A 12,121-nucleotide genomic window follows, 5' to 3' on the forward strand; every position below is an offset into this window, starting at 1 on the left:
AGTGTAATGAAAGCACTGAGTTATAGGGTTCAGTGCTTATCTGCTTGCTTGCCCGTTCCCATTTCTTTTAAAAACTGCTGTTGGTAAATAAACAATTCTTTCGCGCTAATACAATGATAATCCATCGAAAACTGTTTGGCGGTTTGCTCAATGATCTTAGCAAGGGCAGGGTAATGGCGGTGATTCCAATTGGGAAATAAATGATGGGTAAGATGCAAGTTTAACCCTCCCAACCAATAGGTTAGCCAACGAGGTGTGGTTTGCCAGTCATAAGTGGTTGAAAAAGTATGAGTATAAAAACCATGTGGCATATTACCTTCTTTGGGAGGCGTATAAAAAGTTGCTTTCGCCCAATGGGTGCCAAGTATCAATACAACAAATATGAGAGAAGCAAACATTTGGCTAAATAAGTAGGTGAATATCAAGGTCGCTAAACTAATATCTGTGATAACAAACGCAGGTATGGCTATTGCAACAATTAAATGCAGTAACTTAGCCAATAAAAATGACCCAATACCCCGGTGGCCTTGATGGCGCATATGTGGGGCGACGCGTGTCAGATGAAATCTGTCCATCCAATCAAAGAACCAAATCAATGCGGGGAAAGTCATTGCGGCAATTAATGGCCAATACAGATGCTGAGCTCGCATAAACGGGTACCAGCGCTGATAAGGCGTTTGCCGTAAGACAAAATTTTCTTCAATATCTAAATCGTAATGACGAATATTGGTGTGCGCATGGTGAAAAATAATATGCCTGACTCGCCAACATTCAGGGTCTAACCCCAATGGAATAGTGACCCAAAAATTGAGCCAATAGTTGGCTTTGGCCTGTTTGAAAATCGCATTATGGGAAGCATCGTGAACTAAGTTAATCGCCAATAACAATGCGAAGCAAATAAATAGAGGGTAAAAAATAAAAAATGCCCAAGACGTGTTAACGCATAACGCAATGGCGTAGCTGCCTAAGCAACAAAAGATTAAAGCGAGGCTCTTTAAATAAAAACGTGTGTCAGCGAACCGGTGATCAGCCCGCTGTTGTAAATAGTGTTTGGCCGCCATGTTCAACGCTTTTTGGAACGCTTGATCATGGCGATGTTGGTAGCCTAACGGCCTTAGCGGCTCAGAGGACATCACTCACCTGTATGGGTTTTCGGCCTATACCGATTAACATTAATAAACTATGTAACCACAGAGCACTGGTAAAAATAACCCAAAATGGGGTTGTCCATTGCCAAATAAATAAAATGCAAATTAATAGCAAGCAAGCGATGAAAAACCAGCTCATCAGGCCAATTTTACGGCCATCTGAAATACCCGATAAAGCTACGGTTCCCAGAGCTAATAGAACGAACAAAATGGCTTGTTGCAGTGTAGTACCTTGGTAACCATAGCCATAAAGATAGACATAACCAATAACTAAGCTAAATAAGAGAAGTGTTCCCATTACTAATGCGACTTGGTTTACACGAAATAAGGGCGCAGGTTTCACCTTGGGTTGACTGCGACGTTTAATGATACGCCAAAAAGGTAAGTTACTATCAATAAACGGATTTTCAGAGGCGGGTGCCCCTTTGATACCAAAATGGTGCTCAGTTTCAGGTAATTTGGAAAATGTGCCAAACAGTTTATCCCAAAAAATAAAGCTGCCCCCGAAATTACGGTTGGAGTAATGCCCTTCTTTCACATGGTGAACTCGGTGATGCTGTGGCGTTACCATGAATTTCTCCAACCAACCCAAACGTGGGATCAGCGCACTGTGGTTAAAGAATTGAATGGTATAGTGCAATATTGAAACGGTGAGGAATACCTCTAATGGGATCCCCATCAGTGCCAATAGCATGAAAAATGGAATCGATGTCAGTGATGAATACCATGAATTACGGACACCTAAGGAGAGGTTATAATGCTCTCCTTGGTGATGAACGACATGAACGGCCCATAAAATACGGTAAGTGTGATGTAAGCGGTGAAGCCAGTAAAAGCCAAAATCCCATGCGAAAATGGTAAAAATCCACACTAACACGGTCGGCCAGTTTTCGACCACATTGAATGAATAGTGGGTGACTACAAAACCATAGCAAAAGAGCTCTAACCCTCTAAATAACCATAACATAATATGGCCCGAGTTGAGGTTGAATACCAACTCTTGCCAGCTAACGGTGCCTCTTTGTGTTTTGGCGATCACTAAACCTTCTGCGACCACGACCGCTAACATGAAAATAATCGGAAAGGTTAATTCATTCATTAGAGTTTCTCTTTAAGACAAACTTCGCAGTGTGAACAATCACTAATGCCCCACAAGCGGTGAGTGCGCCAGTGACCACATCAATAAATAAATGACGTTTTAACACCAATACAGAGGCACAAATCGCAATTGCCCAAAGGCTATAAAACAGTGTGCGAAATTTTTGTTGTGTTGACCATAATGCATTCAGTACCACAAGAGTCAATGAGACATGCAGAGAAGGTAATAAATTTTGTGGGCTATCGATATTTATCAACGCAGACAAAGCTCGCCCAGATAAGGTTGACAAGTCGTAATCGTGGTACAGCATGGTCGTGGGATACCCCAAATAGACCGCCCCAGAAACCAGCGCACAGAGCTGCATGGCATACATGAGTGAGCGAGCTTTTCTTAGAGGGCTGAGAAAATACCCAAGTGGGATAAACAGAAAAAATGAGAGATAAAGCCAGATGGCGTCGGGTGAAAATGGCACGGCATTATCAATCTCACTGGGGGACAAAATATGAGCCTGCCCAGTGACTTGGCCAGTATATTGATAAACAATACCAACCGCTCCCCAACCGAGCAGGCAATAAATAAAGCGAGTAAATAATTCTTTGCTACTCATTTGCTTCCTTACGGGTTATGCGTCGCTTTTTAATAGAGAGTGTTTGCATAATAGCAGCTGATGATAATTGCCAATCTAATTGAAAAATATCAACGTGTTGGCTTGAAAAATAGCTTGCCAGCTGTTGTTGGCAATGGGAGAGCTCCGTGGGAGAACATTCAGCCTGTAAATATAATGAGTTTCCTTGCTGTGTTAAGCGGAAATCAGCAGTAACAGGTAAGTGATTCACAATAACCCGTGCACAGGGATCAGCGAAAATCGTCACAATTTTGCCGTTATAGCCCGGAAGTTGCAGTAAATCATCACAGCGGCCCTCAATGCGTTCAATCGCCATTTCAGGGGAGCCACAGGGGCAAGCACTTTTTTTCACCACTAACACGTCATCCAGTTGATAACGAACAATAGGCTGAGTTTTACGGGTAAAATCCGTAATAATGGGGGAAAAACGGTCATTATCAAGCCAATTAGGCTCAATATGGACAAATGCTTCATTTAAATGCAGCGTACCATGAGAGCAAGTGCAGCCTAAAAAACCTTCCGTTGCTTGGTAGACTTCCCCGACATTGGGGAAGCACGCCTGTAATTTTTGTTTGTCATGGGGTTCTAATACCTCAGCGACAGAAATCACTTTTTGCGTATTTAATTGGATTTTCTGTTGGTTGATGGCATCCGCAATCGCGCAGAGTACTTGGGCTGGCGCAACGATAATGGAAGGTTGATATTGTTCAAGCGCTGTGAGTTGTAGCTCAAAATCGGCAAAAAGGTCATAAAAACGCAGTGAAATCCATCGGTTATTAACACTTTCATACAGGTTATTATTGGCACGTAGAAACAGTGCAACGCGTTCACCACTAAACAGGCTTTTAGGTAGCATTTTAGCTAACATACTGCCAGACCAGACATTTTGTTCTTCTGGGCTAACAACGAACAGACCTCGACGGCCTGAAGTTCCAGAGGATAACCCGACACTGTAGCGCCCCACTTTAGGGGCAAAATCCCGAGATTGCTCACTTTTTTGCGCACATTCTAGAAGTTTTTGACTAGAAAGCCCGGCGGTATTCATTTCATCAAAATTATCCATCATGATTTGCTTATTCATAATGGGGAAATCATGTAACTCTTGATGAATATAAGGTTGAAAATAGGGGCTTTTAGTTAATACATTGCGCTTGAATTGTGCCAAATGTCGTTGTTGATGGGCTTCTAGTTCATCCCGAGTTTTAAATGTTAAACGACGTGCGCGCCAGTAATGCCAGAGCATCGAGAGGATCACAATAAATCCCCTTCATGGCACAGTTGAATAACCACATTGTTTTTATCAATCTCATGCAATTTATTTAGTGTTTCATAATAAGCTTGCTTATCATCCATGATGATATTGGCAATTGCCATCGGGCCGCGTAATTCACGATAATTAGTGGGGGACCATGCCGCATCGCCCGCGAGCAATATCCAACCCGAATTAGTAAGTACACACAAACCAATATGCCCTGCAGCATGCCCAGGGAGCGGAACAATGAGTAACGTTTTCTGCGGATTGACGGCATAGCCTTCGCCTAAAACTTGCAATTCATTGGGTAACGCGACCTTGGGAAAACCTTCATAAAATACAGTACGTTGTTCGAAGTCGTCAGGTAAGAGACCACTGACAAAGGCATTTTTCAATGCAGCAAACCCAGTTAAAGGGCGTGTTTTAGCCCAACCATCCCCTGAACAAATAATGGGTATGGTGGGGAAGTCACGTAGCCCTGCGATATGGTCGCCATGAAAATGGGACAAAATCACGCCATTAATATCATTCGGTTTTAGGCCATCATTGGCCAATTGATTGACAAGGGCATCTTTGCTGTCGAAATACACTGGGGTAACAGTTCGATATAGCCGCATAATGCCATGGCGTGTATGGTCATAAAAATGGGTGGCATAGCCGGTATCGAATAACCAACGCTGATTTTCATCTTCAATTAACCATGCTCTTGCAGGAAACTTGCAGGATTTAAAACTGGCACCTTTTAGGGCGACACAACCGGGATGCGTACAATAGCCCACCTCATATTGATGAATAGTCAGCATGGGTTCTCCTGTTGTTTCAGCCATTTTGCAGTTAAATGAATGCCTTGTTGCATGCTATATAAAGGATAGTACCCCAGCTCTTGTTGGGCTTTTTGGTTATCCAATGTCATGGTGAAATAGGCAGCGCCAAGGCTATAGCGTGTCAGTAATGGTTCTTTTCCCGTTAAATAGCCAATGGTCTCTAATAGACAGGCAATAGCATACAGTAAAGGGTAAGGGGCTGAACGAATTTCACAATCTAAGTTAAGTTCACTAAATAGCTGATTTAATGTTTGTTTAAGAGCTTGTGGCTGTTGGTTCGTAATATTATAAATGGCGCCATTGGGGAGTGTTTCTTTGAACGTCGCCAACTGCATGCTGTGAATCACATTTCCCACATAGGTGAGGTCAAAATGGTTATTTCCCCCATTAGGCAAGACCAACTTTCCTTTTCGTGATTTTATTTGAGCGAGTAAACGCGGTAGCAAAACGCGATCATGAGGGCCAAATAAGCCGCGAGGGCGCAAAATAGTGTAACGCGTTGTCGTAAACTGCCTAACAGACTGTTCTATCATAGTCTCGGCTAAATATTTTGTTCTAGCGTATTGGTTAGCGAAATGTTTATTAACCGTAGACTCAGGAATATTTTGCTGGTGGGTGAAATTAAAATAGATGGCAGGGGTGGAAATATGGATAAAGCGTGAAACTTTGGCTTCCCCCGCAGCGGTAGCCAATATTTGAGTTGCATGAACGTTTGTTTTCTCAAAATCTTGGCGTTTTCCCCAAGGCGAGGAAAGGGCAGCGCAATGCCAAATTGCATCACATCCCGCCATGAGTATTTTGGCTTCTTGAACGGTCAGTTCAGATAATTCACTAGCAATAAATGTTGCACCTAATTGGCTTAACTGTTCCCCTGCTTGATGGTTTCGGCCACAAGCGACGACATCAATGCCTCTTTGAAGTAAGTACTCGCTCGCATTACGCCCTAGGCCACTAGTGGCGCCTGTAACTAAGATCTTCATGGAACAAGTACCATGGCACATAACGCAAGACCAGCGGCAGTGCCAATCAGCATCGCACTTTGTTTTTCATAGAAACGGCCTGTAATAATCGCTTCGTGTAGTGCTGAAGGGATCGAGGCGGCGACTTGGTTCCCGCGGTGGCGATAAATGTCAATGAGTTGGTCAGTCGTTACGCCTACGCGTTGACGCATGTGCTCTAATGATAAATGACTAGCTTGGTGTGGAACAACAGTATCAATTTGGTGCAGTTGTAAACCAGACTCATCGAAAACCTGCTGCATAAAATCTTCAATCAACGAAGACGCGAGGCGAAACAGTTTTTTCCCTTGCATATGAAAAAGAAAATCATCGTCAGTCATACCTGAGCGCGGGTTGCATCTTGTACCACCTGCACGAATTTCACAAAAATCGATCCCTGCAGTATAGGTGGTATGGGTGTAAGAAATAATTCCGCTATTTCCATCTCCTTTTTCCACAACAACACAAGCTGCACCATCACCAAAAATCAGTGACGATTCTTTATCTTGCCAGTCAATACCGCGTGAGGCGATATCTGCAGAAACAATCGCAATACGTTGGTAAGCACTAGTGGCTAATAACCCTGCAGCGACCTGAAGTGCAGTGATGAAGCTGATACAACTGGAGTTGACATCAAAGCAGGCAATCCCTTGATTTAAATTCGATTGCTCAAGGATATGTGCAGCTGAACACGGAAGCGCTTGCACTGGGATAGCAGAAGCATTAATCAACATATCAATACTGCTGGGTTTGATATGGTTCGTATGCAATGCATTTTGGATTGCTTGTGCGGCTAAAACTGCTTGTGAATCGTGAGAACTTGCATGAAAGCGGTATTTGATGCCTGAATGCTTTTCGACAAACCCTTTTGGTTTATTTAATTTTTCATCCAGCATGGATGAGTAAATTTTATGCTCAGGAAGTGCGACTCCAGAAGCAATGATTTTTAGGGGGGTTATTGACTGGTTACCAGACATATCAATATGTGCCTATCTTGCGATGATAATGACAATAAATATCAGAGTTCAAATATTTAATATATAGGAATTACGGAGTTATTCTGAATCACTTTCTTTTGAGAATGTTTCATAAATTTCATCAATTAATTCATTGATGGTGTTTTGCCATAATTTAGGTAATGAAGCCTGCCATACCACATCAATCCGCCATTGAGCATGCTCAGAATGCTGAATAGGAATAAAACGAGTGTCTTTTGAGCTAATGTTTTTTGCACTATAGGGTAACAGGCTTACACCAACATCGGCAGCTACGAGTGCAATTAACGTTTGAATATCATTTGCTTCTTGGGATGGGGATATTGATAAGTTTTCATGTTTTAGATAGCGCTGAATTTGTTGATTAAGCTTTGAACCACGTTCTGCGCGTAACAATAATAAAGGAAAATGGGTTAGATATTCTTTTACTGATAATTGGGGCTCCAATTTTTGTGCTACCGCTAAGGCAAGTACTTCAGATTTTAATGTTTTGCTCACTAAGTTATCTATTGGTTTAAACGCAAACTGGCGAGTAAAAGCAATATGTAATTCATGGGCTTGCAGTTGTTTCTCCATATCATGAGAAGGCATATCATCCAATTGAATTGGGATATTAGGTAATTTTTCGCGTAGTCGTGCAACAAAAAAGGACGCTTCTTGAAATGTTGATATACCAAACCCAACCGTTAACTTTATGGGGGGCTGTTCCCGAAGTATTGCGGTTTGGCGTAAAAACTCAGTGGTTTGAGCGAGTATCTCCTGTGCATAGGGAAATAACATTTTCCCATGAGGAGTCAATATAGCGCCATGACGCCCGCGTTCAAATAATGTTATATCTAATTTTTTTTCAAGTAATTGAATTTGTTTGGTTAAAGCTGGCTGACTAATATATAAACGTAATGAAGCTTCGCGGTAATTTTTTGTTTCTGCGAGAATGACAAATGCACGAAGTAGTCGAGTATCCACGGTAGTTAGCCAGCTTATTAATAATATAAGACACTATAGTATTTGTATTATAAATGATATGACATGTCATTAACTTTAGCTATTATGGCTGTTCCTTATGATTAGGGGAATTCTGCTCCGCAAAACGAACACTACGAATATCGGTTTCATAGCCCATCGTTTCAGCCATAATGCGGTACAATTCAGGCCTTCTACCTGTAAGCCAACGTCGTCCATTAGAGGTAGGAAGCAAACTAAGGTCAAGATCTGCAATCACCATATCATCCTCAACCAATAGACTCTCTTTGATAATTCGACCATAGGGATCTATCACCATTGCATTACCTGTGCGAATTTCATCATCATCTAAGCCAACTCCATTACTAAACAGGTAGAAGACGCCGTTATCGTGAGCTCTTGAGGGTAACCAGCGCATTAGCCATCCACGTCCGTGCTCCCCTTGGCAAGCATCAAGCAAAGCTTGTGGATCTTGTAGCCTATTTTCCCAAAGGTGCAAATCAAGTGGTTTCATGCCATATGGGCTGCTCGAATGGGTACCCCCCGTTTGATGGGGAGCTAGAATGATATCAGCGCCAAGTAACGCGTTTATGCGTGGGTTTTCAATTAAGTTGTTATCCCAGCAAATTAAAATGCCAGCTTTTACCCCCCATGGGGTATCGAAAACAGTGTAATTGTCTCCGCTATGGATAGAGGGGTGTTCAAAGGCGTGTAATTTACGATGAGCATGGTACTGCCCATCAGGCATACAAGCGACCCAAGTGTTATAACATTTGCCATCTAATCCTTTTTCAATCAACCCAACACCAATAATCATATCTAATTCAATTGCACGCTGGCGGATCAATGCTAATGATGGACTATCATGTAAAGTTTCACTTAATGCATGAACAGCATCATCAGGTAATTTTGGCACATGCCAATAACCCGTAATACACATCTCAGGCAGCACTAGTATTTTCACGTTTTGTTGCGCGGCTTGGGTAATAAAGTCATGAATACGGCTTAGATTATAGGTCTTATCATTAGGGCGATGCTGAAACTGAACGGTTGCAACGCGAAGTTGAGATTGCCTTTGCATTTTTTATATCTCCTTAGTCCTTAGGTTAAGAAGATGAAACCATGTAGTTCGAACAAAAAATAATGAGTTATTTTCTCATTCAATAACGATAAGTTATTGAATAGACTTCTTAGTAAACATGGATAAAAGAATTTTTATGTATAAACTGACGAAATAAGAAATATTTACTATTTCATTATACTGAATATATATCTTATTTGGTGTAACATGCTTGTATCGTCTGTTTTATTTAAGAGTGTCTGGCCAATTTTCACTCAGAAAAATATCCTTATTTAATGAATTAGGCACATAAACGGTCTTTACTCTTGTTATTAAAGGAAAGAAATTAACTTAAGCTATACGCGCAAAATGTAATAATGATAGGTATCTTTTTTGTTATTTTGACTATTTATTGGTGAAAATGCGAAGTGAAATACTTGTATTACTCATTTTTTAATGTATTAGGCTACAATTATTATGTTTTATTTTTGTTATGTTTCATCTTTATTCTATAAAACTGCAATATAAGGTTGTAGTTTGTTACAATTTGAAATGGGTGTAAATCATTGTTATTTAAGGGTTATTTGTTTGTTGGTTTATTTGTTTTTACGCCAAATACGTGTTATTGATGATTATCAATATCTTTTTACTCTAATTATGAATAATTTACTATGTTATATAGGTAAATAGTATTCATTGAGAGAAGATTTCAATTTTTTATATTCTAAACTCTTAATTTGAGTAAACTAAAAATACTATTAATTTAATCATAAAAAATGATAAAAACAAAAAAACCATCCTCAGTTGTTTTTTTTGAAATAAACATTAAAAATGTAAGGAATAAATTAATATATAAATAGCAATGATATAAAAATGCTTAGTAATCAATGAATAATAAATAGTATCAATGAAAAATATCTATTTTTTATTATCAATAGAAGTTATGTCATATTTTTAGTTGTTACCATTGTCAGTGGTAATTATGTATTAATCTTTAAAATCAGTATGTTATGTTTCAATTTTTATTATTTTAAAAATAATAACCAATATGAATAATATGCTTTTTATCTTATAAGCGAATTAAACCTTAAATAATGAAATTTTGATAGGTTTCAATGACTTTAATTTAAATTATCGATCGTTATAAACAGTTTTACTTTTATATATTGAAAACTATAATTAACTCAAATTTCGTGTTTTAATTGGTTTTTGCTATTTTGATTTGGATATATAAGCAGTGTATAATCAGTGCAATTTGTTATGTTAAAGGTTTTGATCTGTAATATAATTTAGCCATTTAATATTTCAGTTTATTTTGGGCTATTGTTAATGATAAATGTAAATCGGATAGTAGGTAGAGAGATTAGAAAAAGAAGAAAGCACTTAGGGCTTTCGGGTATTGAATTAGCGAATCTTGTTGGTGTGAGTCAGCAACAAATTTCTCGCTATGAAAGAGGTGAGTGCAATATTAATATTGAGAATCTGCATGTACTTGCTAACGCATTAGAAACTGAAATGATTTGTTTTTTTATTGATGATGTTTTTATCAGTAAAGAAAATAAAGAAAATAGTTGACGTAAAAAAGTCAAAAAAAGTCTAAATATGACCTTTGATTAATAAAATATTATTATTTTATTAATCAATTATTTAAATAAATAAAATTATGGTTTTTTTACTTTTATAGTAAAAGTCTAACTTTTATCCTATTTGTTATTACATTCTCAGCAAATAAATATCAACTTAATAATCTACTGATTATTAAGTGGTTGGTATATCTGTCGTCTTTTTTATAGGAAAATATAAATGAAATTAACTAAAATTGCATTAGCTACAATTATCGCTTCTTCATTCGGTATTGCACACGCAGCACCTGTAGATCAAGGAAGTGGTATCATTAACTTTACTGGTAAAGTCATTAATGCTCCTTGCTCAATCCCTGGGGATGGTACAATTAACGTTGATCTGGGCCAAGTTGCAAATAAAGTATTGGAAACGGGTAACAAATATAGCCAAAGTGTTCAATATAATATCCAGTTAGAAAACTGTGATTTAGGAGCAGTGACAGATGCTGACGATAAAGTTATCTTCCCTGCAGTCAGCAAAGTAAAAGTTACTTTCACTGGTACTCCAGATACGACAGCTAAAGAATTACTGGCAAATACAGGTACTTCTAAAGGTGTTGGTGTTCGTTTAATCAACGCAGATGGCGCAACAATGAAAGTTGGTGACACTAGCGTTGAGTTGCCATTAGCTGATGGTCCAAATAAATTAGCATTCAGTGCACGTGTTGAAGCAAATGGTAGCAAAGTTGAAACTGGTAGTATTATTTCTCAAGCAACTTACGCTTTAAACTACCTGTAATTTTTTATTTAAAATAACAGGCAAATATATGCCTGTTATTTTCATTTCTTATTTTTTATTTTTTTACAGGGAAAATCATGTCTCTATTGCCTCAGTTTAAAATAAATAAAATATTATTTTCAATTGCTTTGGCGTTTTCCGTTTCTGGAATAGCGAATGCAGTAGAATTTAATATGAATATTATTGATGCTAAGGACAGAGATAATATTGATTTGAGTCAGTTTTCTAACCCTGACTTTATTCCTGCTGGTGAATATTTAACAGATATTACATTAAATGGAAGAAAGTTATCTGGACAGTATTTAATTAAATTTATTGAAGAGAGTAAAGATACTTCAACACTCTGTATTACACCAGAGATGGTAAATGTTTTTGCATTAAAAAAGAAGGTAAAGGAAGAGCTTCTGCAAAATAATAATGGCCAGTGTGTTGAACTATCTAAAAATTTAGATATTAACTATCGCTTTGATAAAGCGAATCAGAATATCTTATTTTCGATTCCTCAAGCTTGGCTTGAATATGATGATCCTTACTGGGTACCACCTTCCCAATGGGAAAATGGGATTACGGGCGCATTTCTTGACTATAACTTATTTGTCAATTACTCAGCGCCTAAAAATAATAGTGAAACATTCAGTGGTAGTAGTAATGGTTCCGCTGGCGTTAACTTAGGAGCTTGGCGTTTTCGCGCTGACTATCAATATCAATATAATCGCTCTCAAGGCAAAACGAATGAGCGGTTTGATTGGACTCAGTTATATGCCTTTCGCGCTTTACCTCAAATGGGGGCAAAGGT

Annotated in this window: 12 protein-coding genes; 3 read left to right on the plus strand and 9 right to left on the minus strand. The window is 38.7% G+C overall.

What is annotated here, in order from left to right; genetic code table 11:
* Positions 1–29: 29 nt before the first annotated feature.
* The 9 genes from PSF42_RS13905 to PSF42_RS13945 form a co-directional block, all read right to left on the minus strand.
* Positions 30–1,133 carry a fatty acid desaturase family protein gene (locus PSF42_RS13905; protein ID WP_272680232.1) on the minus strand — a complete coding sequence of 368 codons (1,104 nt, stop codon included), beginning with the start codon at positions 1,131–1,133 and terminating at the stop codon, positions 30–32.
* Positions 1,123–2,247: a sterol desaturase family protein gene (locus PSF42_RS13910; protein WP_125890559.1), complete on the minus strand. Its 1,125-nt coding sequence runs from the start codon at positions 2,245–2,247 to the stop codon at positions 1,123–1,125. The genes PSF42_RS13905 and PSF42_RS13910 overlap by 11 nt, the downstream gene beginning before the upstream one ends.
* Positions 2,240–2,854: a phosphatase PAP2 family protein gene (locus tag PSF42_RS13915; RefSeq protein ID WP_213913639.1), complete on the minus strand. Its 615-nt coding sequence runs from the start codon at positions 2,852–2,854 to the stop codon at positions 2,240–2,242. Before PSF42_RS13915 ends, PSF42_RS13910 begins: the two co-directional genes overlap by 8 nt.
* Positions 2,847–4,130 (minus strand): F390 synthetase-related protein, encoded by a 1,284-nt coding sequence (locus PSF42_RS13920; protein ID WP_272680239.1) that lies wholly within the window; start codon positions 4,128–4,130, stop codon positions 2,847–2,849. The genes PSF42_RS13915 and PSF42_RS13920 overlap by 8 nt, the downstream gene beginning before the upstream one ends.
* Entirely contained in the window at positions 4,124–4,927 is an 804-nt protein-coding gene (locus PSF42_RS13925) for an MBL fold metallo-hydrolase (protein ID WP_125890556.1), read from the minus strand. The genes PSF42_RS13920 and PSF42_RS13925 overlap by 7 nt, the downstream gene beginning before the upstream one ends.
* Complete coding sequence (locus PSF42_RS13930; RefSeq protein ID WP_125890555.1) at positions 4,921–5,928, minus strand: NAD-dependent epimerase/dehydratase family protein; 1,008 nt, start codon at positions 5,926–5,928, stop codon at positions 4,921–4,923. Before PSF42_RS13930 ends, PSF42_RS13925 begins: the two co-directional genes overlap by 7 nt.
* Positions 5,925–6,923 (minus strand): 3-oxoacyl-[acyl-carrier-protein] synthase III C-terminal domain-containing protein, encoded by a 999-nt coding sequence (locus tag PSF42_RS13935; protein WP_125890554.1) that lies wholly within the window; start codon positions 6,921–6,923, stop codon positions 5,925–5,927. Before PSF42_RS13935 ends, PSF42_RS13930 begins: the two co-directional genes overlap by 4 nt.
* 78 nt (positions 6,924–7,001) lie before the next feature.
* Positions 7,002–7,907, minus strand: coding sequence for a LysR family transcriptional regulator (locus PSF42_RS13940; protein WP_125890553.1), 906 nt, complete (start codon positions 7,905–7,907; stop codon positions 7,002–7,004).
* Between the two features lie 82 nt (positions 7,908–7,989).
* Positions 7,990–8,985, minus strand: coding sequence for a nitrilase family protein (locus PSF42_RS13945; protein ID WP_125890552.1), 996 nt, complete (start codon positions 8,983–8,985; stop codon positions 7,990–7,992).
* Positions 8,986–10,293: 1,308 nt separating this feature from the next.
* Here PSF42_RS13945 and PSF42_RS13950 point away from each other — a divergent pair.
* From PSF42_RS13950 to PSF42_RS13960, 3 genes are all read left to right on the plus strand, one after another.
* A complete protein-coding gene (locus PSF42_RS13950; RefSeq protein ID WP_125890551.1) occupies positions 10,294–10,539 on the plus strand; it encodes a helix-turn-helix domain-containing protein in 246 nt (81 codons plus the stop codon).
* 228 nt (positions 10,540–10,767) lie between these two features.
* The gene (locus tag PSF42_RS13955) at positions 10,768–11,325 is read left to right on the plus strand and encodes a fimbrial protein (RefSeq protein ID WP_125890550.1); all 558 of its coding nucleotides are present in this window, start codon (positions 10,768–10,770) and stop codon (positions 11,323–11,325) included.
* Between the two features lie 77 nt (positions 11,326–11,402).
* Positions 11,403–12,121: FimD/PapC N-terminal domain-containing protein (locus PSF42_RS13960; protein WP_272680233.1), on the plus strand; the 719-nt coding region annotated here is incomplete at its 3' end.

This window comes from Providencia sp. PROV032 (assembly GCF_028484875.1).
GTDB classification, from domain to species: domain Bacteria; phylum Pseudomonadota; class Gammaproteobacteria; order Enterobacterales; family Enterobacteriaceae; genus Providencia; species Providencia rettgeri_E.

Bases quoted from the DNA above. Each gene is read 5' to 3' on its own strand.
- PSF42_RS13935 (WP_125890554.1), bottom strand. From the start codon at position 6,923: ATGTCTGGTAACCAGTCAATAACCCCCCTAAAAATCATTGCTTCTGGA.
- PSF42_RS13955 (WP_125890550.1), top strand. From the start codon at position 10,768: ATGAAATTAACTAAAATTGCATTAGCTACAATTATCGCTTCTTCATTC.
- PSF42_RS13910 (WP_125890559.1), bottom strand. From the start codon at position 2,247: ATGAATGAATTAACCTTTCCGATTATTTTCATGTTAGCGGTCGTGGTC.
- PSF42_RS13925 (WP_125890556.1), bottom strand. From the start codon at position 4,927: ATGCTGACTATTCATCAATATGAGGTGGGCTATTGTACGCATCCCGGT.
- PSF42_RS13915 (WP_213913639.1), bottom strand. From the start codon at position 2,854: ATGAGTAGCAAAGAATTATTTACTCGCTTTATTTATTGCCTGCTCGGT.
- PSF42_RS13945 (WP_125890552.1), bottom strand. From the start codon at position 8,985: ATGCAAAGGCAATCTCAACTTCGCGTTGCAACCGTTCAGTTTCAGCAT.
- PSF42_RS13905 (WP_272680232.1), bottom strand. From the start codon at position 1,133: ATGTCCTCTGAGCCGCTAAGGCCGTTAGGCTACCAACATCGCCATGAT.
- PSF42_RS13950 (WP_125890551.1), top strand. From the start codon at position 10,294: ATGATAAATGTAAATCGGATAGTAGGTAGAGAGATTAGAAAAAGAAGA.
- PSF42_RS13930 (WP_125890555.1), bottom strand. From the start codon at position 5,928: ATGAAGATCTTAGTTACAGGCGCCACTAGTGGCCTAGGGCGTAATGCG.